Origin of the sequence: Novosphingobium sp. TCA1 (assembly GCF_009811895.1) — a bacterium.
Lineage (GTDB): Bacteria > Pseudomonadota > Alphaproteobacteria > Sphingomonadales > Sphingomonadaceae > Novosphingobium > Novosphingobium panipatense_A.
In genome coordinates this window covers 72,975-95,234 of the sequence record NZ_BLJH01000012.1, presented here as the reverse complement: position 1 = coordinate 95,234, position 22,260 = coordinate 72,975, and the positions used below count along the sequence as shown (strand labels likewise).

Here is a 22,260-nt window from a genome sequence, read left to right as displayed (position 1 = left end):
CCCTGTCTGCTTGTGAGAATCCTTCGGGGGATGGTTAATCGCGAAGTAGGAATTTGTTCCCGGATCGATCCTGCTGCGGGGCAAAAACAGCGCAGGAAATGCGAAAGTTCCCATTTGCGCGGAATTCGTCTAGGGGCCGGAATCCCTTATCGAGTTATAGCATGTTACCCCAGGTCATCATCATCGGCCGACCGAACGTCGGCAAGTCCACGCTGTTCAACCGGCTCGTCGGCAAGAAACTCGCGCTCGTCGACGATCAGCCCGGCGTCACGCGTGACCGCCGCTTCGGAGACGCCGAACTGCTCGGCCTGAAATTCCAGATCGTCGATACGGCAGGCTGGGAAGACGACGAGGACGAGACGCTGCCCGGCCGTATGCGCAAGCAGACCGAGGCGGCGCTGGAAACCGCCGATGTCGCGCTTTTCGTGGTCGACGCGCGGGCCGGTCTCACCCCGCTGGACGAGGAAATCGGCCAGTGGCTGCGCGCCTCGACGGTGCCGGTCGTGGTGCTGGCCAACAAGGCCGAGGGCCGCGCCGGAGAGAGCGGCGTGCTTGAAGCCTATTCGCTGGGCCTCGGCGAGCCGATCACGTTCTCGGCCGAGCACGGCGTGGGCATTGCCGACCTGTTCGAATCGCTGCTGCCGCACCTCGAACCGCTCCAGCCCGAAGAGCCGGAGTTCCCCGAGGAAGAGGACGATGAAGCGCTGCTGCGCCGTCCGCTCAAGCTGGCCATCGTAGGCCGCCCGAACGCGGGCAAGTCCACCCTGATCAACCGCATCCTCGGTGAAGACCGCCTGCTGACCGGGCCGGAAGCGGGGATCACTCGCGATTCGATCACCGTGGATTGGGAATGGACCGATCCCAAGACGCAGGACGTGCGCCAGGTCAGCCTGATCGACACGGCGGGCATGCGCAAGCGCGCCAACGGTACCGAGAAGCTGGAGCGCATGGCCGTGGCCGACGCGCGCCACGCGATCGACTTCGCCGAAGTGGTCGTGCTGCTGCTCGACGCCACGCGTGGGCTGGAGCATCAGGACCTCACCATCGCCTCGAAGGTGCTGGAGGAAGGCCGCGCCCTGATCATCGCGATCAACAAGTGGGACGTGGCGGAAGGCCCGTCCGGCCTGTTCAACGGCATTCGCGGCGCTCTCGACGAAGGTCTGGCGCAGGTGCGCGGGGTGCCGTTGCTGGCGGTTTCGGCCCGCACCGGCAAGGGCATCGACGATCTGATCGCCACCGGCTTCTCGATCCGCGAGGCCTGGAGCAAGCGCGTGCCGACCGCCGCGCTCAACCGCTGGTTCGACGATGCGCTCTCGGCCAACCCGCCGCCGGCGCCGGGCGGCAAGCGCATCAAGCTGCGCTATATCACCCAGGCCAAGACCCGCCCGCCGGGCTTCGTGCTGTTCGGTACGCGTCTGGACCTGCTGCCGGAAAGCTACCGCCGCTACCTGATCAACGGCATCCGCCGCGAACTGGGCTTCGAGGCCGTGCCGATCCGGCTCAATCTGCGCATGCCGAAGAACCCCTTTGCGAAGTAGGAAAAAGGCCGTCGGAGATCTCTCCGGCGGCCTTTTTTCTGTCAGGACGGATGGGCTGCGGTTTCCGCATCCAGCAGCGGCGCGTCGCTCTGCTGCTCCTCCACTTCGATGGCGTCGGGTTCCAGCATGCCGTCGCTGTTCTTGATCTCGCGCATCAGCGTCCAGACGGCGATGAACAGCGCGGCGATCACCGGGCCGACGATGAAGCCGTTGAGCCCGAAGATCTGCAGGCCCGCCAGGGTCGCGATCAGCACCACGAAGTCCGGCATGCGCGTGTCCCGCCCGACCAGGATGGGGCGCAGGATATTGTCGATCATGCCGATCACGAAAAGGCCGCAGAAGGTGAGCACGCCGCCTTGCCAGACTTGGCCGGTCGCCAGCAGGTAGGCGGCCATGGGGACCCAGACGAGTCCGGTGCCGACCGCTGGAAGCAGCGAGAAGAACCCCATCAACACGCCCCAGAGCAGCGAGCCCGGAATTCCCAGCAACGAGAAGATCGTGCCGCCCACAAGTCCCTGCGCCACGGCAACGACGACGGTGCCCTTCATCGTGGCCCGAACCACGATCACGAAATTGTTCACGAGCCGGTCGCGCAGGTGCGGGCGCAGCGGCATGGCGTCGCGGATAAGCGCGCCGTAGCGGTCGCCGTCGCGCAGCAGGAAGAACATGAGGTAGAGCATGACGCCGAGCGCCGCCAGGAAGCTCAGCGCGCCCTGGCCCACCGAGAGCAGCCTTGCGGCAAGGCCTTGCAGGGCATTGGCGATGCCCGCGCCGAACTGGCGGCGCAGGTTCTCGAAATCGGCAAGGCCGTAGCGGTCGATCAGGCGCTCCACCGATTCCGGCAGCGCGGCGCGCAATTGCTCCATCATGCGCGGGATATCGATCTCCCCGAGCCGGACCTTTTCATAGAGGTTCGAGACTTCCTGGACGAGGCTGATGCCCAGCAGGATCGTGGGAATGATGAACAGCGCCAGCAGCACCAGCAGCATGAGGCTGGCGGCCAGGCTCTTGCGGCCGCCGAGCCGGGCCGCCAGCTTCGCCGTCAGCGGCTGGAACAGGATCGCGGCGACGACGCCCCAGAGCACCGCCCCGAAATAGGGCAGCAGCAGCCAGACGAAGGCAGCGGTGACGATGATGACGAGGACGCCGAAGCCATAGTCCTCGATCGTATAGGGGGGGCGCTCGGGATGCTCCATCTGCGCCTCTTAGAGCTTGTTTGAAAAATGCCAAAGAGGGCATTTTTGTGCGGCACCGGCCCCATTGGACTCAGGCGCCCCCACCCGACCTCCCACTGAGTGTATCCTAGATGGGAGGTCGGGTGGGGGCGTGGGCCGGTGCCGCCAAAATCCGCCTGCGGCGGATTTCAAACATCCTCTTACCACGTTTTTCGCAGAGGCAAGGCTGGTGGCCGAGGTGACTGGATTTTTCACGAAGTCTGCGCAAGACAGGGCCATCCTCCATTCGAGCAGGAGCTCTGCCGTCTTGCGTCAAATTTCTTCGGGCGCGTTCACCCTTCGCGCCGTTCTTGCGCTTTCCTGTGCCGCCCTGTCGGTTTCGTCCGCCGTCGCCTCCGCCGAGGCGCCCGCGAAGGACGCCGTGAAAGGCCCCGAGCGCGGCTTTACGCCGGACGATCTGTTCAAGCTTTCGGGCGTCACCGACCCGCAGATTTCCCGCGACGGCAGCCGTATCGCCTATGTCCGTTCCGCTGCCGACGTGATGACCGACAAGGTGGTCCCCTCGATCTGGATGGTCGATGTCGCCAGCGGCGCGCAGCGCCCGCTCGTGACCGGGGCCGGGGCGCATTTCTCGCCGCGCTGGTCGCCGGACGGCAAGCGTCTGGCCTATGTATCGAGCGACGGCAGCGGCGCGCCGCAGCTCTATGTGCTCTGGCTGGACAGCGGCGCGAAAATCAAGGTTACCGGCCTGCCGGACAGTCCGGGCGCGCTTTCCTGGTCGCCGGACGGGCGGCAGATAGCCTATACCATGCGGGTTCCGGGCGAGGCGCCGAAGATGGGCGCGCAGCCTGCCAATCGCCCCGAAGGCGCGCAATGGGCCGAGCCGCTTCAGGTGATCGACCGGGTGACGTATCGCTTCGACGGCGGCGGCTATGCGCAGCCCGGTTACGACCACATCTTCCTCGTCTCCGCCGAAGGCGGCGCGCCGCGCCAGCTCACCTTCGGCGACTTCGACGATGGCGGCCCGCTGTCCTGGACGCCGGACGGCAAGCGCATCCTGTTCGGCGCCAATCGCCATGAAAACTGGCAGCGCGACATCAACAATTCGGAAGTCTACGCGCTCGATCTCGCCAGCGGCGCAGTGACCGCGCTAACGTCGCGCAATGGCCCGGATGCTGGAGCGAAAGTCTCGCCGGACGGCAGGCACATCGCCTATCTGGGTTTCGACGACGTCAACCGCTCCTACGAAAACTCCGATCTCTACGTCATGAACAGTGACGGCACGGGTTCGCGCCTGCTGACCGGCAGCTTCGACAAGTCGATCGACGCGCTTGAATGGGCCGGTAATTCCGCGATCATGGTGCAGTACGACGATCACGCGAAGACTTATGTCGCGCGCGTCGGCCTGGATGGCGGGATCAGGAACGTGGTCGAAGGGCTGAGCCCGGGCGATCACTTCGACCGGCCTTATACCGGCGGGGCCTTCAGCGTTTCGAGCGGCGGGCGCGTGGCCTATACTTCGGGCACGGCGCAGCGTCCGGCCGATCTCTGGGTGAGTAGCGGCGGGGAAGGGCGCAAGCTGACCGATCTCAACGGCACATGGCTCGATGCCAAGGCGCTGGCGCCCGTGCGCAAGCTTGCCGTGACCGCACCGGACGGCCGCGCAATCGATGCCTGGCTGGTGACGCCGCCGGGCCTGGCGCCGGGGCAGAAGGCGCCGTTGATCCTGGAAATCCACGGCGGGCCGAACACCGCCTATGCGCCGGGCTTCGCCACCGACTATCAGCTCTATGCGGCGCACGGCTATGCAGTGCTTTACACCAACCCGCGCGGTAGCACCTCTTACGGGGAGGAATTCGCCAACCTGATCGACCGGGCCTATCCCGGCACCGACTATGACGACCTGATGGCCAGCGTCGATGCCGCCATCGCGGACGGCGTGGCCGACCCGAACAACCTCTTCGTCACCGGAGGATCGGGCGGCGGCGTGCTGACGGCGTGGATCGTGGGCAAGACCGACCGGTTCAAGGCGGCCGTCACGCAGAAGCCCGTGATCAACTGGATCAGCGAGGCACTGACCATGGACGCGACGCCCTTCACCTCGCGCTACTGGTTCGACAAGAAGCCCTGGGAGGATCCCATGGAATACTGGCGCCGTTCGCCGCTGAGCCTTGTGGGCAATGTGAAGACGCCGACGATGGTGGTGGTCGGATCGGAAGACTTCCGCACCCCGGTGAGCGAGGCGGAGCAGTATTACGCCGCGCTCCAGATCCGCGGCGTGCCCACGGCGCTGGTCAAAGTGCCGGGCGCGAGTCATGGCGGCATCGCGGCACGGCCCTCGCAGTCGGCTGCCAAGGCTTCGGCCATCCTGGCGTGGTTCGACAAGTACCGGACCGACAAGACTCCGGCCAAGACTGACTAAGGCCGGGTAAGCGCCAGTTCGGCGGCGAGCAGGGCGACCAGCTCCGCCGCCGCCATGGGCCGGGACAGCGGCGCGCCCTGTCCCGCCCATTGCGCGCCGTAGAGCGGTTCGCCTTGCGCCTTTGCGGCGGCGTTGAGCGCCTTTCCGGCATGGTAGGTGCGCGGATAGTCGGGGACGGGCGGCAGATCGGCGCGCTCGCCCAGCTGCGTGAAGCGATTGGCAAGGCAGCGTGCGGGACGGCCGGAAATGGCGCGCGTCATCGTGGTATGCAGCGCTGCGTCCGAGGCCAGCAGCGCGCGGTAACCGGCATCGGCGCTGCTTTCCGGGCAGGCGACGAAAGCCGTGCCGAGCTGGGTGGCGACGGCGCCGAGATCCAGGGCCGCGCGGATGCCTGCACCGTCCATGATGCCGCCCGCCGCGATCACCGGCAGCTTGCCCCAGCGGGCAAGCAGACGCGTCAGCGCCAGGGTGCCGAGCCGGTCGTCGGCCGCGTCGGGATCGAACAGGCCGCGGTGGCCACCCGCTTCCCAGCCTTGCGCTACGACCACGTCGATCCCGGCAGCCAGCGAGAGTTCGGCTTCGGCAAGGCTGGTGACGCTGCCCAGCAGCAGGCAGCCTGCCGCCTTGAGTGCTGCAATTGCGCGGGAATCGGGCAAGCCGAAATGGAAGCTGACGACAGCGGGGCGGGCCTCCAGCACGACATCGAGCATCTCCGCATGACCCGCGAAACTCTGGTAGATCGTTTCGAGCGCGGGGGGAGGGCTGGCGCCGAATGCGGCGAAGGCCGGTGCAAGAGCGTCCAGCCAGGCCTGCTCGCGCGCGAGATCGGTGCGCGGCGCTTCGTGGACGAAGAGGTTGAGGTTGAAGGGGCGGTCGGTCTGGCCGCGCAGATCGGCGATCTGCCTGCGGGCCTCTTCAGGGCCGACGGCGCCGAGGGCGAGCGAACCGAGCGCTCCGGCATTGCAGACTTCGGCGGCCAGCGCGGGCGTGGACGTGCCCGCCATCGGCGCCTGTATCAGCGGTATCGAAAGGCCGAGGCGCGCGACAAAGTCCATCTCCGTTCGCGCGCCTCTTGCCAGTCTTAACTTGATCAGTCTTCCGCCGGCTTGCTCTGAAGCTGGCAGTAGTTCTGGATGCCCATGCGTTCGATCATGTCGAACTGCTTTTCGAGGAAGTCGACGTGCTCTTCCTCGCTTTCGAGGATGCGGGCGAAGATTTCGCGGCTGACGAAGTCACGCACGGTCTCGCAGTGGGCGATGGCTTCCTTGAGCATCGGGATCGCATCATATTCGAGTGCGAGGTCGGCCTTGAGGATTTCCTCGACGCTTTCGCCGACGCGCAGCTTGCCCAGGGCCTGGAAGTTGGGAAGACCGTCGAGATAGAGGATGCGATCGGCCAGGACGTCGGCGTGCTTCATCTCGTCGATCGATTCGTGGCGCTCGTACTCGGCCAGCTTCTTGATGCCCCAGTTGTCGAGCATGCGGTAGTGCAGCCAGTACTGGTTGATCGCGGTCAGCTCGTTGAAGAGCGCCTTGTTGAGATAATCGATGACCTTCTGGTCGCCCTTCATGGGAAAGCTCCTGAATCTGTTCGGGCGAGCTTATGGCCTTTTCAGCCACACATGGCAAGCGGACACGCGAAAACACCCGGCCGAAGCCAGGTGTAACCCGCCTTGTTACAGGGTCAGGCTGCCGCGCTTAGGGGCGCGTTGGCGCTTGCCGATTCCTCGGCGATAATATCTTCGGCATCGTCCAGGCACTGTCCGCACTGCGGTGCATGTCCGAGAGCCCCGTAGAGCGCTGTTGCATCGCCGCGGCAGCAGCGGGCGACGGTGCGCAGGTCGGTCTCACGAATGGCATTGCAGATACAAACGTACATGGTGCGATCCTCTTGATGACCATCATATGCAACTGCAAATGGATCGCAATAGCGTTCTTCAAATAGTCATCAAGCGCTTGCCGGGACGCGGTTTTTCAGGCGTTTCTGCTCGACCAGCGACCGCCAGGCCAGCTCCAGCGGGCCTCTGCGATAGCGAATCAGCCATGCTTCGCCCCAGCCGAGCATGACCATCCAGCCGACCAGGACGAAAGCCCACTGGTCCAGCGGCCTAGCCTTTCCGAACAGGTCGAGGCCCCATCCGTAGAACAGGGCGCACATGAGCAGGCTGGTGCCGATGTAGTTGCTGAAAGCGAGCCGCCCTGCCGCGATCAGGCGCTTGCCGATGCGGGTTCGGGCAAGACCGGGCGCCGTCCATACGAGCAGCGCGGCGTAGCCGAGCGCGGTCAGCAGATGGGCAGGCCAGAGACCGTAGCCGAGCAGCGCGGCCATGGCGATCGGCGGGAAATGGCGCGGCCAGGCCCAGGCCAGCACTGCGAGCGTGAGCGCGAGTCCCGCGATCGTAGCCCCGATTCGCAGCCAGCGCATCGTGGTGACAGGCCAGTGCCCCTCGAAGAAGCCGCTGCGCAGGAGCACCACGCCCAGCAACATCAGCGGCAGCACTTCGCTCCAGGCGTGGGCCGTGACCGTGAAGAGCCACAAGGGGTCGCCGCGCAGCTTGGCAAGCGCGATATCGAGAAAACCGGCGTGGTAGAGCGCGCTCTGGGCCAGGGTATTTGCCTGATAGAGATCGAGTCGCGCCGCCACGGCCTGTTGCTGTGACAGGCTTGCAGTGCCCAGTCGCACGGCTTCCTCGGCCGCCGCCAGCGGCAGCGCGGTCCAGAGGTTGATGGCCGTGGCGGTCACGATCACGCCCGCCGCAATGCCGAGCAGCACCGCGCAGGGCAGTCGCCGCACGAAGAGCACGGCGATCCCGCAGCAGGCGTAGACGAACAGGATGTCCCCCCACCACAGGAGCAGATAATGCGCCATGCCAAAGAGCATGAGCCAGGCGAGGCGGCGGACCTGCAGGACGTCTCCCTCGCGTCCCCGTGCGTCCATCTTCTCGCACTGGAGCGCGATTCCTGCGCCGAACAGCATGGCGAAGAGCGCGCGCATCTTGCCTTCGAAGAACAGGAAGCCGAAGGCCCAGGCAGCCTCGTCCGGCAGGCCTACCGGGGCGGGGACATGGGGCGTCAGCGAGCCGAGGCTCGGTCCCGCGAAGCCTGAGATGTTGATGGCCAGGATGCCGAGTATGGCAACGCCGCGCGTGAGGTCGAGTGAAAGCAGGCGGCTGCCCCCGTTCGCTCCGGCGTCTGGCGGCGCACCCGTCTCCGATATACTCGATACGCGTCGAACCGTCCGGGCGTTCTCGCCCGTGATCGCTTTCGCCATGCCTCTTCTCCCTGTCCGGGAGAATAAGGGATCGGACGTGCCGCGTCCACGACGACCTGTGGTCGCCAGCCCTCAGGCGAAAATCACGAGGTGACGATGCATTCCTGGCCCGATGCCTTGAGCGCGGAGCAGGCCCTGTCGGCCTGGGCCTTGCTGGCGAATCCGGCGGCATAGAGCTTGGTCAGTTTGCCTGCGGGCACGAGTTGGCGCTTGCTGCCCGCCATTTCCGGGCGCTTCGACAGTGTTGCCCAGAGCCTTTCGGCATTGCCGGGGACGCCGAAGGCGCCGAGTTGCAGCCGCCAGGCGCCGCCCGTGGCTGCCGCTGGGCGCTCCGGCGCGGGGGCGGGCTTGCGTGCGGGTGAGGGCTTGGCCTGAGGTGCCGCGCGCGGAGACGCTGCTTGCGGAACCGTGTAGTCCGCGCCCGCTCTTGCCGGGCTGTCCGGTGCTACGGCAAGGCGCGGTGGAGGCGAAAGCGGCGGCGCAACCTTGCCTGAGCCGAGTTCCGCCCCTGCGGTCTGGCTGGCGCGATTGGCATCGGCCTGCGCCGAAAGCTGCGCGGCGAGCGCGACGCTTTTCTGGCGGTCTTCCAGCGGAATATGGGCGTCCATCTGGGATAGGGCCCCGGCGGCCTGCGGCAGGCCCGCGCGCTGGGCAAGGCTGACGAGGGCATAGGCGCGCACCCAGTCCTTCTCGACGATGTCACCGTTGAAGTGGGCCACGCCCAGCAGATACTCCGCCCTGGCATCGCCCCGCGCCGCCGAATTGCGGATATAGGGCATGGCCTTCTGCCGCTCGCCGCGCTGGAACAGCATCAACCCGTAAGTGTCCGAGGCCTGGACATGCCCCTGCGCCGCCGCCTTGCCGTAGAGCGCTTCCGCCTTGTCGAGATCGACCGGCACGCCGCGCCCCAGCTTGTAGGCCTGCGCGAGGTTGAACTGCGCATCGGCGTCGCCCTTGTCCGCCAGTGGCTTCCACTGCTGGATCGCGGCGGCATAGTTGCCTGCCGACCAGGCATCGACACCGGCCTTCACATCGGCCAGCGCGGGCGAGGTGACAAGCAGCGCGCCGAATGCCGCCAGGGCGAATCCCGTGGGCAGGGGGCCGAAGAAGGGGCTTCGATTGTTCGGCACTCGCGTGGCCTCGTCTTTCTGGGTCAGGTCCCGGGTTTCATCGGCCGGATCTGAATATGGTAAGCAGGACTTGAAGCGGAACGGCCCGGTGTTCCCGAAAGATGCGCAGTGAAGGGCAAAATTCGCGTTAACCCCGATGGTAAACGAAAACCCGCCGAAGAGGCTGGCGGCGGCCGTCGAAGGACGAGGCGGACATGTCAGGAAGCCTCGTTTCGATTAACTCTAAATTAGGAACGATCTGCGATCCAGCCCCTTGTGAGCCGCCGATTTTTTCGGACGCAGGCTCCTCGGGGGGTAACGACGTTGCGCGTACTGGCATTGGCATCTCAGAAAGGCGGCTCGGGCAAGACCACGCTTTCGGGGCATCTTGCCGTGCAGGCGCAGCGTGCCGGAGCCGGTCCCGTCGTCCTGATCGACATCGATCCGCAGGGCTCGCTGGCCGACTGGTGGAACGAGCGCGAGGCGGACTATCCCGCTTTCGCCCAGACCACCGTGGCCCGTCTTGCCGCCGATCTCCAGGTTCTGCGCCAGCAGGGGTTCAAGCTGGCGGTGATCGACACGCCGCCTGCGATCACCATGGCGATCCAGAGCGTGATCGCGGTATCCGAACTGATCGTCGTGCCGACCCGCCCGAGCCCGCATGACCTGCGCGCCGTGGGCGCCACCGTCGATCTCTGCGAGCGCTCGGGCAAGCCGCTCATCTTCGTGGTCAACGCGGCCACGCCCAAGGCCCGGATCACCGCAGAGGCCGCCGTCGCGCTTTCGCAGCACGGCACCGTCGCGCCGGTGACGCTGCATCAGCGGACCGATTTCGCGGCCTCGATGATCGATGGCCGCACGGTCATGGAAGTCGATCCCGGCGGTCGTTCCGCGCAGGAAGTCACCGCGCTGTGGAACTATGTCTCGGATCGTCTCGAACGCAATTTCCGCCGCACCGTGTTTTCGGCGCCGCAACTGACCGGGCAGCCGGTGATCCCCGGTGCCTCGCGCCCGGTCGGCGGCTTCGGCCGCCGCGTTGCGGGATCGTGACCTTCATGAAGTATCTCTACTTTCAACCCCGCGGCGCGGGACTGGCGATCTGCACGGCCATGGCTGCGGTGCTTCTCGTGAGCTGCGCCGGGCAGGGACCATTCGCGCATTCCGCAGCGCCCGTCTCGCAAGATGAGATGGGACAAGACGGGACGGGGGGCAAGGATATCGCGCGGGCGGAGCAGCGCGTTAGCCGCTCTCCGCGTGACGCCTCTGCGCGGGCCGCGCTGGCGCAAGGCTATCTCGCCATCGGCCGCTTCGATTCGGCGGCCACGACTTTCGAGGATGCCGTCTCGCTGGGCGACCAGAGCCCGCGTACCGCTCTCGGCACTGCGCTCGCCTATATCGGCGCCGGTCGCGGGGCCGAGGCGCTGGCGGTGCTCCAGCGCTTCCAGAACCAGATTCCGGCCGCCGACTTCGGTCTGGCGGTTGCGCTTGCGGGACGTCCCGCAAGCGGCGTGGATATCCTGACCGATGCGGTGCGCGGTGGTGAGAATACGCCGAAGGCGCGCCAGAACCTTGCCTATGCCTATGCCCTCGACGGCCGTTGGCGCGAGGCGAGGCTGATCGCTTCACAGGACCTGTCCGGCGAAGAGCTTGATGCCCGTCTCGGCGAGTGGGCGCGGGCGGCCAGGCCCGACCAGTCGCGGGCGCGCATCGCGGGCCTGATCGGCGCGCCGCTGCGCGGCGACCCGGGCCAACCGGCAATGCTGGCATTGAACGGCGCCGCCGCGCCGCAGTTCGCCCGCGCCGAAGTGCCTGCTCCGGCAACGGCCCCCGATCCGTCCCCGGCGCAGGAAGCGGAATTGCCGCCTGTGAAGAGCGGGGAGAGCTTCTGGGGTGCCTATCAGCCCGAGGATGAGCCAGCTCCGGCACCTGTGCAGATGGCCGCAGCCCATCCGGTGCCGCAGCCTGTCCTAGAGAAACCGATTGCGCCGAAACCGGCCGTTTCGAAGCAGGTCGCGGCGAAGGCTTCCGCTCCGGTCAGGATGGCGGCTTCAGGCACGCATCTGGTCCAGCTCGGCTCGTTCAGCACGATGGATGCGGCTCGCAGGGCCTGGGGAATCATCCAGTCGGGCAGTCCGGCACTGAAAGGCCATGACCTGCGCATTACCGAGGCGAAAGTGAACGGGCAGACCTATTACCGCGTTGCGGCGGGCGGTTTCGACCAGCGCACGGCACAGTCGGTCTGTTCAAGCCTGCGCCAGGGGGGTAAACCTTGTCTGGCTTACGCGCAGCAGCGTCCGCTGCCCGGTGGTGTCCGAACGAACCAGACCCGCCGCGCAGAGCTATAGAGTTTCCGCGAGGTCATTGCCTCGCTCATGAGTTCCATGTGAACCTGAACGGCTCCTGTCTTCGGACAGGGGCCGTCTTTTTTGGTTTATGGGAAGTTAAAAAATTGAAAGCGTTAGCGGGCAGGGGGCCGGAAACGAGGCCAGCCCTGCCCGGATCGCGCTTACTTGGCTTTCACCGCCACGCCGCCCTTGAACAGGGCCAGCACGCGGCCCTGGACGGGCTGCTTGTCGAACGGCGTGTTCCCGGCAGCGGCGGCCATCTTGTCCGAATCGACGATCCAAGGACGGTCGGCATCGACAACGGCGATATCCGCCTCTGCCCCCACTTCGAGCCTGCCCGCATTGACGCCGAGCAGCTTCGCCGGGTTCGTGGCGATCAGTTCGAAGGCGCGCGAGAGCGAGATCACCCCGTCGCGCACGAGGTTCATCGTCAGCGGCAGCAGGGTTTCGGCCCCCGCCATGCCCGGCGCGGAATCCGCGAAGGGCAGGCGCTTGTCCTCGGGGCCGCGCGGGTCGTGGCCGGAGGCGATGACGTCGATCGTGCCGTCGCCGATGGCGGCGATCACCGCCTTGCGGTCATCTTCCGAGCGCAGCGGCGGGGAGAGGTGGGCGAAAGTGCGGAAGCCCGCCAGCGCAAGGTCGGAGAGCATGAAATAGGCGGGCGTGACGCCTGCCGTGACTTTCAGCCCGCGATCCTTGGCGCGGCGCACCAGGTCGAGGCCCTTGGCGGTCGTCACCTTGCGGAAGTGGATGGCCGCATTCGCGAGTTCGGCCAGCGCGATGTCGCGCGAGATGGCGAGGGCTTCGGCTTCGGCAGGGGCGGCAGGCAGGCCGAGGCGGGTGGCCATCTCGCCGGAAGTGGCGACGGCCTTGCCGCTGATCCCGGCGTCCTCGGGATGGGTCAGCACGACCATGCCGAGCATGCCGGTGTACTGGAGCAGGCGCAGCATCGTGCCCGAATCGCCGATCCACTGGCGTCCGGTGGTGACGGCCTTCGCCCCCGCATCGCGCATCAGGGCGATTTCGGCGAGGGCCTTGCCTTCGAGGTTCTGCGTCGCGGCGGCCAGCGGGTGAACCCAGAGGTCCGGCTTGCCCGACTGGGCCGCGAAGCGGACGCGCGCGGGCACGTCGAGCGGCGGGTTCTGGTCGGGCATGAGCGCCGCGCGGGTGATGCCGCCGAAGTGGAAGGCGGGCTTGTCGATGGCGAAGACGCCGATATCGACGAGGCCGGGGGCGATCAGCCTGCCGCGCGCGTCGTGGACTTCATCGCCGGGCTGGGGCGCGACGTCCGCGCCGACGGCGGTGATGAAGCCGCCTTCGCTGCGCAGCGCGCCGGTGACGATGGTGCCGTCGGGCAGGACCAGCTTGCCGCCGGTCAGGGTCAGGGGCGTGTTGTTGCTCATGACCAGCCCTCCACCCCGCGGCCTCTTCGGGTCAGGACATCCAGGCAGGCCATGCGCATGGCGACGCCCATTTCGACCTGGGTGGTGATCTGCGAGCGGCCGACGAGGTCGGCCACGTTGCTGTCGATCTCGATGCCGCGGTTCATCGGGCCGGGGTGCATGACGAGGGCATTGCCTTCCGCCTTGGCGAGGCGCTCCAGCGAAAGGCCGTAGAGATGGCGGTATTCGCGGGGCGAGGGGATGAACTGGCCCTCCATGCGTTCGAGCTGGAGACGCAGCATCATCACCACGTCGGCGCCCTTCAGCGCCGCGTCGAAATCGTGGAAGACCTTGACGTTCATGCGCTCGATATCGGCGGGCAGCAGGGCGGGCGGCGCGCAGACGCGCACTTCGGCGCCCAGCGAATTGAGCGCGAGAATGTTCGAGCGGGCGACGCGGCTGTGCAGGATATCGCCGCAGATGGTGACGCGAAGACCGTTGAAGGCGCGCTTGTTCTGGCGGATGGTCAGTGCGTCGAGCAAGGCCTGGGTCGGGTGCTCGTGCTGGCCGTCACCGGCATTGAGCACCGGACAATCGACGAGGTTGGAGATCAGATGCACTGCGCCCGAGCTGGCGTGGCGGATGACGATGGCGTCGGCGCGCATCGAATTGAGCGTCATCGCCGTGTCGATCAGCGTTTCGCCCTTCTTCACGCTGGACGTGGCGACGGCCATGTTCACCACGTCGGCGCCGAGGCGCTTGCCCGCGATTTCGAAGCTCAGCAGCGTGCGCGTGGAGTTTTCGAAGAAGGCGTTGATGATCGTCAGGCCGGAGAGCAGGTCGCGCCGCTTCTGCGTGCCGCGATTGAGCTCCACCCATTGCTGGGCCTCGTCGAGGAGGAACATGATCTCGTGCGGGGCCAGGCCGCCGATGCCCACGAGGCTGCGGTGCGGGAAGGCTGCGGAGCCTTCCGGGTAAATGAATTCTGGAGCTGTCATCGAAGACAAGGCCTTAGGCACGGGGCGGAGTCGGCTCAAGTGGTTTGTTGGGTGTTTGTTGCGCAGGCAGGGGTTTGGGACTGCGCGCGCGTCCTCCTGAGAATCGAAGCTCTCCACCCGCTCAGCCTGAGCCTGTCGAAGGCCCCGAGATAGGGCGCAAGGTTTCCCCCTCTGGCCGGGCCGCCTTTCGCCGGTTATGGCTGGGGATGGAAAGGCTGGTGAATTCATGACGTTCGCGCGCAAGATCTGGAAGCTGCTGGTGGGTGTGAAGGACGCCCTGGCCTTGATTTTCCTGCTTTTGTTCTTTGCGCTGCTCTACGCCGCGCTGTCTTCGCGGCCGGGCCCCGGCAAGATCGTGGACGGCGCGCTGCTGCTCGATCTCAACGGCAGCATCGTCGAGGAGAAGAGCAAGGTCGATCCGATCGGCCTGCTGATGAGCGCGGAAGCTCCGGCCGGGGAATTCCAGGCGCGCGACGTCGAACGGGCGCTGCGGCTGGCCGCGACGGACAAGCGGATCAAGGTCGTCGTGCTCGACATGTCCCGCTTCGTGGGCGCGGGCATGGTGCATATTGAGGAGATCGGCAAGGCGCTGGACGCGGTGCGCAAGGCTGGCAAGCCGGTGCTCGCCTTCGCCAATGCCTATGCCGACGACGGGGTGCAGCTTGCCGCCCATGCCAGCGAAGTCTGGGTCGATCCGATGGGCGGGGCCTTCGTGGTCGGGCCCGGCGGCAACCAGGTCTATTTCAAGGGGCTGCTCGATCGCTTCAAGGTGAATGCCCACGTCTACCGGGCAGGCACTTACAAGAGCTATGTAGAGCCCTATCTCCGCAACGACATGTCCCCCGCTGCGCGTGAGGCCTATGAGGACATCTACGGGGCGCTGTGGAGCGGCTACAAGGCGGACGTCGCCCAGGCCCGGCCCAAGGCGCAGCTCGACCGGATGACCGGCGATCCGATGGCCTGGGCGAAGGCCTCCGGCGGCGACTTTGCGCAAGGTTCGAAGGCGGCCGGTCTGGTGGACCGCATCGGCGACCGCACTGAATTTCAGAAGCGCGTGGCGGACATCGCCGGCAAGGACGAAAACGGTGATCTGCCCTACAAGGCCAATCGCCTCGCGGCGTGGCTGGCCGCCAATCCCGAGAAGGGCGATGGCGCGAAGATCGGCGTCGTCACCATTGCTGGCGAGATCGTCGACGGCGATGCCGGCCCAGGCAAGGCGGGCGGCGACCGCATCGCCGACCTGCTCGACGAGAACATCGACGAAGGTTTCAAGGCTCTGGTGGTGCGAGTCGATTCGCCGGGCGGCTCGGCCATGGCGGCAGAGCGCATCCGCCGCGCGATCGAGCGCTACAAGGCCCGCAAGATCCCCATCGTCGTGTCGATGGGCAACATGGCAGCCAGCGGCGGCTACTGGGTCTCGACCCCCGGCCAGCAGGTCTTCGCCCAGCCCGAGACGATCACCGGCTCGATCGGCGTTTTCGCGGTCGTGCCCAGTTTCGAGAAGACCCTGGCCGACTACGGCGTGACCAGCGACGGCGTGAAGACCACCGCGCTTTCGGGGCAGCCAGATATTCTCGGCGGTTTTTCGCCGGAAGTCGAAGGCATGCTCCAGGCCTCGATCGAGAATACCTACCGCAAGTTCGTGGGTCTTTCCGCCGCCGCGCGCCGGATGACGCCGGAAAAGCTCGATTCGATCGCGCAAGGCCGGGTCTGGCCGGGCCGGGAGGCGCAGCGAATCGGTCTGGTGGACAAGATCGGCAATCTCGACGCCGCACTGGCGGAGGCCGCGCGCCTCGGCGGGGTCGGCAATGGCAAGTGGCAGGCCGTCTACCTCAAGGACGAGGAGGATTCGTTCTCGCAGTTCCTGAGCGGGCTGACCTCGGATTCCGCCGGGGAACCGGCAGCGGCCTTCGATTTCGCAAGCTTCGTGGCGCTGCGCCGCCAGGACCAGTTCGCGCGGGTGGCCGACCAGGTGGGTGCGATGTTCAGGACGCGCGGGACCCAGGCCTATTGCCTGGAATGTCCGGTGATTCCTGGACATGCCGCAGCGCCGGGGCCGCGCGAACTTTCGATGCTGGAAAGTCTCGCGCGGCTGTTCGGGAAAGAGTGAAATCTGAAGATTAAGGCGCGGCACCGGCCCACACCCCCACCCGACCTGCCATTCAGGATATACTTGTGGGAGGTCGGGTGGGGGTGTGGGCCGGTGCCGCCAAAATCCGCCTGCAGCGGATTTTCAGACAATCAACGCGCCGCTGGAGGTCAATCCGGCGGCGGCAATTCGACCGGGCCTCTTTCCGGCTGATCGAAGTCGGGGCCGGTTTCGGGCACTTCCGTCGGCGGGGCCGGAACGCCCGGATCGGTGGGCAGAACCGGGGTTTCGTCGGGGGTGTCGCCGGGATTGTCGGCAGGCTGGGTGGCCATGATACATGTCTCGCGGTTGCTTAGGGGGCTTTGATCTAAACCCGAAACCGCGCGACAAGTTGCGGATGGGCCGCTTTCGACATGCATGCGACATGCACAGGCGCGACTCGCGGCGCTTGCCCTTTTCCGCGTGTCCTTATAAGGGCACGTCCCTTGAGTTTCAGGCTTCATCTTTGCGGGCGTGGCGGAATGGTAGACGCGCTGGTTTTAGGTACCAGTATCGAAAGATGTGGGGGTTCGAGTCCCTTCGCCCGCACCATTACGCCGCCCTGGGGGGGATGAGTCGCGAGAATCGGCCGACAGGCCTGTTGAATTGCACAGGAAGGCATTTGAAATGCAGATCGTCGAAACCACCAACGAAGGCCTGAAGCGCGCCTACACGGTGACCATTCCCGCCACGACCATCACGGCCCGCGTCGAAGGCGAAATCCAGAAGATCGCCCCGCAGGTGAAGATGCCCGGCTTCCGCGCCGGCAAGGTTCCCGCCAACCTCGTCAAGAAGATGCACGGCGAAGCGATCCACCAGGACGCGCTGAACGCCACCATCCGCGAAGCCATGGACAAGCTGGTCGCCGACCACGCCCTGCGTCCCGCCATGAACCCCGACGTCGCCCTCGGCGAAGGCTACGAGCAGGGCAAGGATGCGGAGCTGACCGTCAGCCTCGAAGTGCTGCCGACGATCGCCGCGCCCTCGCTGGACGGTCTCAAGCTCGAAAAGCTGGTCGTGCCGGTTGCCGAGGACGCCGTGACCGAAGCGGTCGAGCGTATCGCCACTCAGCAGCAGCGTTTCGAAACCAAGGACGGCGCCGCTGCTGACGGCGACCAGGTCATCATCGACTTCACCGGCAAGCTCGACGGCGTCGAGTTCGAAGGCGGCAAGGCCGAGAAGGCGCCGCTGGTCATCGGCGCCGGTCGTTTCATCCCCGGCTTCGAAGAGCAGCTCGGCGGCATCAAGGCCGGTGAAGAGCGCACCATCACGGTGACCTTCCCCGAGGACTATCCCGCCGCGAACCTCGCCGGCAAGGAAACCACCTTCGACATCGTCGCCCACGAAGTGAAGGCGCCTGCCGAAACCAAGATCGACGACGATTTCGCCAAGGAACTGGGCCTCGAAGGTCTGGAGCAGCTCCAGGGCCTGCTCAAGGGCCAGCTCGAGCAGGAAACTGCCGGCCTGACCCGTACCGCCATGAAGCGCCAGCTGCTCGACCAGCTTGCCGCCGGTCATGACTTCGACGTGCCGCCGACCATGGTGGAAGCCGAATTCTCGCAGATCTGGCAGCAGCTGACCCACGAAGCCAGCCACGAGGAAGACCCGGCTGCCGCTCTCGCCGAGATCGAGGCCGAGAAGGACGACTACCGCAAGATCGCCGAGCGCCGCGTGCGTCTGGGCCTGCTCCTGTCGGAAATCGGCCAGTCGAACGGCGTCGAGGTGACCGCGCAGGAAATGCAGATGCTGGTCTCGCAGGCCGCTCAGCAGTACCGCCCGGAAGACCGTCAGCGCTTCTTCGAATATGTCCAGCAGGACCCGATGATGGCTGCCCAGCTGCGCGCGCCGCTCTACGAAGACAAGGTCGTCGATTTCCTGATCGAGAAGGCCGAAGTCACCGAGCGTGAAGTGACCCGCGACGAGCTGCAGGCCGCGATCGAAGCCGACACCGACGGCGAGAAGACGGTGGAAGCCAAGAAGCCGGCCAAGAAGGCTCCGGCGAAGAAGGCTGCCGCCAAGAAGGAAGAAGCCGCCGAGGAAGCGCCTGCTGCCGAAGCTGCTGCCGAGGAAAAGCCGAAGAAGGCACCCGCCAAGAAGGCCGCCGCCAAGAAGGCCGACGAGGCAGCAGAGGGTGAGGCCGAAGCCAAGCCCGCCAAGAAGGCTCCGGCCAAGAAGGCTGCCGCCAAGAAGGAAGACTGATCGCTTCCATCGGACGGATCGTCACGAAACGGCCCGGTGCAGCGATGCACCGGGCCGTTTTCGTTTGGCCGTCCCACTTTTCTGCCCCTCCTTGGAAACGACAATGCAGATCGCCGTTCTCACGTTCGACGGCTTCAACGAACTCGATTCGTTCGTGGCCTCGGGCATTCTCAATCGCATGAAATCGCGGGGCTGGGCCGCGCATATCACCTCGCCGTCGCCGCAGGTCACCTCGATGAACGGCGTGACGATCACGCGCCAGAAGCCGCTGGAATTCGCCGCCGAGGCCGATGCGGTCCTGCTGGGCAGCGGGGTGCTCACGCGCGAGATCGCGCGGGACGATGCGCTGCTTTCGCGAATCAGGCTGGACCCCCGGCGGCAGCTGATCGGGGCGCAGTGTTCGGGTACGCTGCTGCTGGCCAAGCTCGGCCTCATTGGCGATCTTCCGGCCTGCACCGACCTTACGACCAGGCCCTGGGTGATCGAGGCGGGGGTGAGGGTGGTGGACCGGCCCTTTATCGCCCACGGCAATGTCGCGACGGCGGGCGGTTGCCTCGCCTCGCAATACCTGGCCGCCTGGGTGATCGCGCGGGGCGGCTCGCCGGAGGACGCGGCGGAGGCGCTGCACTATGTCGCGCCGGTGGGCGAGAAGGAGGCTTGCGTCGAACGCGCCATGGCCGCGGTCATGCCCTACCTGAAGGATGGAGAACCTGCGCATCGAAGGGCCTCGGCTCCGGCAGTTGCCCCCCGATAGTTGTGCCTGCTGCATCGATTGAAGGGTTAAAGCCCTTGAACATCGCGCAGGGGCACGCGACATAGGCGGTCCAAACCAGAAGAGGACTCCCATGCTCGACCTGTTTGGCGCTTCGGGCGCCCAAGGAAAGTTCACTACCGACCCCGTCACCGGCGCGCTGGTGCCGATGGTCGTCGAGCAGACCAGCCGCGGCGAGCGCAGCTTCGACATCTATTCGCGCCTCCTGCGCGAGCGCATCGTTTTCGTGACCGGTCAGGTCGAGGACCACATGGCCTCGCTGATCGTCGCGCAGCTCCTGTTCCTCGAGTCGGAAAATCCCTCGAAGGACATCTCGATGTACATCAACTCGCCGGGCGGCGTGGTGACGGCCGGCATGGCCATCCACGACACCATGCAGTACATCAAGCCGCGCGTTTCCACGGTCTGCATCGGCCAGGCCGCCTCGATGGGCAGCTTCCTGCTGGCCGCCGGCGAGCCGGGCATGCGCATCGCGCTGCCGAACGCCCGCATCATGGTCCACCAGCCCTCGGGCGGCGCCCAGGGCATGGCCAGCGACATCGAGATCCAGGCGCGCGAGATCCTGCGGATGCGCAAGCGCCTCAACGATCTCTACGTGAAGTACACCGGCAAGTCGCTCGACGAGATCGAGAAGGCGATGGACCGCGACACCTTCCTCGAAGCCGAGGAAGCGCTGGCGTTCGGTCTCGTCGACAAGGTCTTCGAGACGCGTCCCGACGCGGACAAGCCGGCCGACGCCTGAGCATGACGGCAAGGCTGGAACCTGTCCCTCATCGGGGCAGGTTCCGGCCTTCCGACCGCGCGGCAGGGGTATTGGGCCTTTGCAACGCTTATGGGGATACCCATATCGGTCTCAGGATTGCAAAACCGGCCTCGTCCAAGGTAGACTCGACGAGTCGCCTAAAATGGGCCTAAAGACGGAAAATGACGAAATTGAGCGGATCTGACGCGAAAAGCACCCTCTACTGCAGCTTCTGCGGCAAGTCGCAGCACGAAGTGCGCAAGCTGATCGCGGGACCCACGGTCTTCATCTGCGACGAATGCGTCGAGCTTTGCAACGACATCATTCGTGAAGAGACCAAGGCCGGGATCGCGGGCAAGAAGGACGGCGGCGTGCCGTCTCCCCGCGAAATCTGCGAGACGCTTAACGACTACGTGATCGGGCAGGAGCGCGCCAAGCGCGTTCTGTCGGTGGCTGTCCACAACCACTACAAGCGGCTGAAGCACAGCGGCAAGCAGGGCGACGTGGAACTGTCCAAGTCGAACATCCTGCTCGTCGGTCCCACGGGTTCGGGCAAGACGCTGCTCGCGCAGACTCTCGCCAAGACCTTCGACGTGCCCTTCACCATGGCCGACGCCACCACGCTGACCGAAGCCGGTTACGTGGGCGAGGACGTGGAGAACATCATCCTCAAGCTGCTCCAGGCTTCCGACTACAACGTCGAGAAGGCGCAGCACGGCATCGTCTACATCGACGAGATCGACAAGATCAGCCGCAAGGCCGAGAATCCGTCGATCACGCGCGACGTTTCGGGCGAGGGCGTGCAGCAGGCGCTGCTGAAGCTGATGGAAGGCACCACGGCCTCGGTTCCGCCGCAGGGCGGCCGCAAGCACCCGCAGCAGGAATTCCTGCAGGTGGACACGACCAACATCCTGTTCATCTGCGGCGGCGCCTTCGCGGGCCTTGAGAAGATCATCGCCGACCGCCTCCAGAAGCGCTCGATCGGCTTCGGCGCCCATGTCGCCGACCCGGACAAGCGCCGCGTGGGCGAACTGCTCCAGAAGGCGGAGCCGGAAGATCTGCTCAAGTTCGGCCTGATCCCCGAATTCGTCGGCCGTCTGCCGGTGATCGCGACCCTTAACGACCTCGACATCGAGGCGCTGGTCAAGATCCTGCGCGAACCGAAGAATGCGCTGATCAAGCAGTACGCCAAGCTGTTCGACCTCGAAGAAGTCGAGCTGACTTTCACGGACGAGGCACTCGAGGCGATCGCCCAGAAGGCCATCGACCGCAAGACCGGCGCGCGCGGCCTGCGTTCGATCGTGGAAGGCCTGCTGCTCGACACCATGTTCGACCTGCCGACCGAAGGCGACATCGCCGAAGTGGTGGTGGACAAGGACGTGGTCGAAGGCCGCAAGGAACCGGTCCGCGTTCTCAAGGGCGACAAGGCGGAAGCCGCCGCCTGAGGCTCAGCGCTCCGTCGCTAACGAGAAAAAAGCCCGTCCGGTTATCCGGGCGGGCTTTTTCTTTGGCTGGTTCTCAGTTGTCGCCGATAGGGCGCGGCGGCCCCATCATGCCGCCATTGCCCGGCCCCATGCGGCCGCGGCGTCCCTGCGGGACCGGATCGCCCTTCTTGATCGTGCGCATGGCGACGCCGTCACGGGTAATCGTGGTGGACTGGGCCTGCGTGGTCTTCAGCAACCAGCCCTTGTCGCTCTGCACCCAGGTATCGTGGGAAAGCGATGTCGTGCCGAAGCTGTGCATCTTGCCGTCGCGGCCCTGGCGGGTGTCGCTGGCCACCTGTTGCTGAACCACTTCGGCCGTCTTGCCGTTCACCGAGACCGACTGCACGGTCGTCTGCGACTTGCGATCGGGATCGACCGGGATCTTCGCGAGCCCGGCGATGAGTTCGTCCGCGCTCATGGTGTTGTTGCCAAGGTCGGTTCGCACGAAATCGGGGGCGAGCAACGGCTTGATGCGCGCGCCTTCGCGGCTCTCCATGGCCACGCGCAACTCTTCGTAGCGCGCCTCGATGTCGCTTCTGGCGTCGGCCCAGGCGTGAGCAGGGGCAAGGATGCAGCCAAGGGCGGCGGCGAGAAATATGTTGGAAGTTCGGGTCATCCGGGTCGTGTCCCAATATCGCTTGCGCGAGCGATGGCTCGCGGCAGGAAATCTAGCCTACCGGGGTAACGCCGCAATCA

Annotated in this window: 19 protein-coding genes and 1 tRNA gene; 10 read left to right on the top strand and 10 right to left on the bottom strand. The window is 65.9% G+C overall.

The window, feature by feature from the left end; genetic code table 11:
- The first annotated feature begins 161 nt into the window (after positions 1 to 161).
- The gene (der, locus tag NTCA1_RS14860) at positions 162 to 1,538 is read left to right on the top strand and encodes a ribosome biogenesis GTPase Der (RefSeq protein WP_159831082.1); all 1,377 of its coding nucleotides are present in this window, start codon (positions 162 to 164) and stop codon (positions 1,536 to 1,538) included.
- A gap of 41 nt (positions 1,539 to 1,579) precedes the next feature.
- Here der and NTCA1_RS14855 read toward each other — a convergent pair whose 3' ends face one another.
- The gene (locus NTCA1_RS14855; protein WP_086493480.1) at positions 1,580 to 2,734 is read right to left on the bottom strand and encodes an AI-2E family transporter; all 1,155 of its coding nucleotides are present in this window, start codon (positions 2,732 to 2,734) and stop codon (positions 1,580 to 1,582) included.
- Between the two features lie 295 nt (positions 2,735 to 3,029).
- Between NTCA1_RS14855 and NTCA1_RS14850 the strand changes: the two genes are divergently transcribed.
- Positions 3,030 to 5,135 carry a S9 family peptidase gene (locus NTCA1_RS14850; RefSeq protein WP_159831122.1) on the top strand — a complete coding sequence of 702 codons (2,106 nt, stop codon included), beginning with the start codon at positions 3,030 to 3,032 and terminating at the stop codon, positions 5,133 to 5,135.
- Here the strand turns inward: NTCA1_RS14850 and NTCA1_RS14845 are convergent.
- The 5 genes from NTCA1_RS14845 to NTCA1_RS14825 form a co-directional block, all read right to left on the bottom strand.
- A complete protein-coding gene (locus tag NTCA1_RS14845) occupies positions 5,132 to 6,190 on the bottom strand; it encodes a nitronate monooxygenase family protein (protein ID WP_159831081.1) in 1,059 nt (352 codons plus the stop codon). The genes NTCA1_RS14850 and NTCA1_RS14845 overlap by 4 nt on opposite strands.
- Before the next feature lie 35 nt (positions 6,191 to 6,225).
- Entirely contained in the window at positions 6,226 to 6,705 is a 480-nt protein-coding gene (gene bfr, locus NTCA1_RS14840) for a bacterioferritin (protein WP_086493478.1), read from the bottom strand.
- Positions 6,706 to 6,818: 113 nt separating this feature from the next.
- Positions 6,819 to 7,013 (bottom strand): bacterioferritin-associated ferredoxin, encoded by a 195-nt coding sequence (locus tag NTCA1_RS14835; RefSeq protein WP_086493477.1) that lies wholly within the window; start codon positions 7,011 to 7,013, stop codon positions 6,819 to 6,821.
- 69 nt (positions 7,014 to 7,082) lie between these two features.
- Entirely contained in the window at positions 7,083 to 8,405 is a 1,323-nt protein-coding gene (locus tag NTCA1_RS14830) for a DUF418 domain-containing protein (protein WP_236549337.1), read from the bottom strand.
- An 83-nt stretch (positions 8,406 to 8,488) separates the two neighbouring features.
- The gene (locus NTCA1_RS14825; protein WP_306439293.1) at positions 8,489 to 9,535 is read right to left on the bottom strand and encodes an SPOR domain-containing protein; all 1,047 of its coding nucleotides are present in this window, start codon (positions 9,533 to 9,535) and stop codon (positions 8,489 to 8,491) included.
- 303 nt (positions 9,536 to 9,838) lie between these two features.
- Here NTCA1_RS14825 and NTCA1_RS14820 point away from each other — a divergent pair, with 303 nt between their 5' ends.
- Both NTCA1_RS14820 and NTCA1_RS14815 read left to right on the top strand, forming a co-directional pair.
- Positions 9,839 to 10,564, top strand: a complete 726-nt coding sequence (locus NTCA1_RS14820; protein ID WP_086493476.1) for a ParA family protein — start codon at positions 9,839 to 9,841, stop codon at positions 10,562 to 10,564.
- Between the two features lie 5 nt (positions 10,565 to 10,569).
- Entirely contained in the window at positions 10,570 to 11,859 is a 1,290-nt protein-coding gene (locus NTCA1_RS14815; RefSeq protein ID WP_159831080.1) for an SPOR domain-containing protein, read from the top strand.
- Between the two features lie 161 nt (positions 11,860 to 12,020).
- On the opposite strand, the gene NTCA1_RS14810 is transcribed toward NTCA1_RS14815, so the two are convergent.
- Together NTCA1_RS14810 and NTCA1_RS14805 are read right to left on the bottom strand one after the other, a co-directional pair.
- Positions 12,021 to 13,262: a dihydroorotase family protein gene (locus NTCA1_RS14810; RefSeq protein ID WP_159831079.1), complete on the bottom strand. Its 1,242-nt coding sequence runs from the start codon at positions 13,260 to 13,262 to the stop codon at positions 12,021 to 12,023.
- A complete protein-coding gene (locus NTCA1_RS14805) occupies positions 13,259 to 14,239 on the bottom strand; it encodes an aspartate carbamoyltransferase catalytic subunit (protein WP_086493474.1) in 981 nt (326 codons plus the stop codon). The genes NTCA1_RS14810 and NTCA1_RS14805 overlap by 4 nt, the downstream gene beginning before the upstream one ends.
- Before the next feature lie 226 nt (positions 14,240 to 14,465).
- Here NTCA1_RS14805 and sppA point away from each other — a divergent pair, with 226 nt between their 5' ends.
- Positions 14,466 to 16,349, top strand: coding sequence for a signal peptide peptidase SppA (sppA, locus tag NTCA1_RS14800; protein ID WP_159831078.1), 1,884 nt, complete (start codon positions 14,466 to 14,468; stop codon positions 16,347 to 16,349).
- A gap of 149 nt (positions 16,350 to 16,498) precedes the next feature.
- Here sppA and NTCA1_RS28495 read toward each other — a convergent pair whose 3' ends face one another.
- Positions 16,499 to 16,660: a hypothetical protein gene (locus NTCA1_RS28495; RefSeq protein WP_167381926.1), complete on the bottom strand. Its 162-nt coding sequence runs from the start codon at positions 16,658 to 16,660 to the stop codon at positions 16,499 to 16,501.
- A gap of 175 nt (positions 16,661 to 16,835) precedes the next feature.
- Here NTCA1_RS28495 and NTCA1_RS14795 point away from each other — a divergent pair.
- The 5 genes from NTCA1_RS14795 to clpX all read left to right on the top strand — a co-directional run bounded on the left by NTCA1_RS14795 (position 16,836) and on the right by clpX (position 21,525).
- Positions 16,836 to 16,919 (top strand) — tRNA-Leu (locus tag NTCA1_RS14795).
- Between the two features lie 75 nt (positions 16,920 to 16,994).
- Complete coding sequence (tig, locus tag NTCA1_RS14790; protein WP_086493473.1) at positions 16,995 to 18,566, top strand: trigger factor; 1,572 nt, start codon at positions 16,995 to 16,997, stop codon at positions 18,564 to 18,566.
- A gap of 103 nt (positions 18,567 to 18,669) precedes the next feature.
- Positions 18,670 to 19,320, top strand: coding sequence for a DJ-1/PfpI family protein (locus NTCA1_RS14785; RefSeq protein WP_159831077.1), 651 nt, complete (start codon positions 18,670 to 18,672; stop codon positions 19,318 to 19,320).
- A 91-nt stretch (positions 19,321 to 19,411) separates the two neighbouring features.
- The gene (gene clpP / locus NTCA1_RS14780) at positions 19,412 to 20,080 is read left to right on the top strand and encodes an ATP-dependent Clp endopeptidase proteolytic subunit ClpP (RefSeq protein WP_086493471.1); all 669 of its coding nucleotides are present in this window, start codon (positions 19,412 to 19,414) and stop codon (positions 20,078 to 20,080) included.
- Positions 20,081 to 20,262: 182 nt separating this feature from the next.
- Positions 20,263 to 21,525 (top strand): ATP-dependent Clp protease ATP-binding subunit ClpX, encoded by a 1,263-nt coding sequence (gene clpX / locus NTCA1_RS14775; protein ID WP_086493470.1) that lies wholly within the window; start codon positions 20,263 to 20,265, stop codon positions 21,523 to 21,525.
- 73 nt (positions 21,526 to 21,598) lie between these two features.
- Here clpX and NTCA1_RS14770 read toward each other — a convergent pair whose 3' ends face one another.
- On the bottom strand, positions 21,599 to 22,180 hold the full coding sequence (locus NTCA1_RS14770) for a nuclear transport factor 2 family protein (protein WP_159831076.1): 582 nt from the start codon (positions 22,178 to 22,180) through the stop codon (positions 21,599 to 21,601).
- Positions 22,181 to 22,260: the final 80 nt, after the last annotated feature.

Coding starts and splice junctions, on each gene's coding strand:
- NTCA1_RS14845 (WP_159831081.1), bottom strand. CDS start 6,190: ATGGACTTTGTCGCGCGCCTCGGCCTTTCGATACCGCTGATACAGGCG.
- tig (WP_086493473.1), top strand. CDS start 16,995: ATGCAGATCGTCGAAACCACCAACGAAGGCCTGAAGCGCGCCTACACG.
- sppA (WP_159831078.1), top strand. CDS start 14,466: ATGACGTTCGCGCGCAAGATCTGGAAGCTGCTGGTGGGTGTGAAGGAC.
- NTCA1_RS14835 (WP_086493477.1), bottom strand. CDS start 7,013: ATGTACGTTTGTATCTGCAATGCCATTCGTGAGACCGACCTGCGCACC.
- clpX (WP_086493470.1), top strand. CDS start 20,263: ATGACGAAATTGAGCGGATCTGACGCGAAAAGCACCCTCTACTGCAGC.
- NTCA1_RS28495 (WP_167381926.1), bottom strand. CDS start 16,660: ATGGCCACCCAGCCTGCCGACAATCCCGGCGACACCCCCGACGAAACC.
- NTCA1_RS14785 (WP_159831077.1), top strand. CDS start 18,670: ATGCAGATCGCCGTTCTCACGTTCGACGGCTTCAACGAACTCGATTCG.
- NTCA1_RS14830 (WP_236549337.1), bottom strand. CDS start 8,405: ATGGCGAAAGCGATCACGGGCGAGAACGCCCGGACGGTTCGACGCGTA.
- NTCA1_RS14815 (WP_159831080.1), top strand. CDS start 10,570: ATGAAGTATCTCTACTTTCAACCCCGCGGCGCGGGACTGGCGATCTGC.
- NTCA1_RS14810 (WP_159831079.1), bottom strand. CDS start 13,262: ATGAGCAACAACACGCCCCTGACCCTGACCGGCGGCAAGCTGGTCCTG.
- bfr (WP_086493478.1), bottom strand. CDS start 6,705: ATGAAGGGCGACCAGAAGGTCATCGATTATCTCAACAAGGCGCTCTTC.
- NTCA1_RS14770 (WP_159831076.1), bottom strand. CDS start 22,180: ATGACCCGAACTTCCAACATATTTCTCGCCGCCGCCCTTGGCTGCATC.
- der (WP_159831082.1), top strand. CDS start 162: ATGTTACCCCAGGTCATCATCATCGGCCGACCGAACGTCGGCAAGTCC.
- NTCA1_RS14805 (WP_086493474.1), bottom strand. CDS start 14,239: ATGACAGCTCCAGAATTCATTTACCCGGAAGGCTCCGCAGCCTTCCCG.
- clpP (WP_086493471.1), top strand. CDS start 19,412: ATGCTCGACCTGTTTGGCGCTTCGGGCGCCCAAGGAAAGTTCACTACC.
- NTCA1_RS14855 (WP_086493480.1), bottom strand. CDS start 2,734: ATGGAGCATCCCGAGCGCCCCCCCTATACGATCGAGGACTATGGCTTC.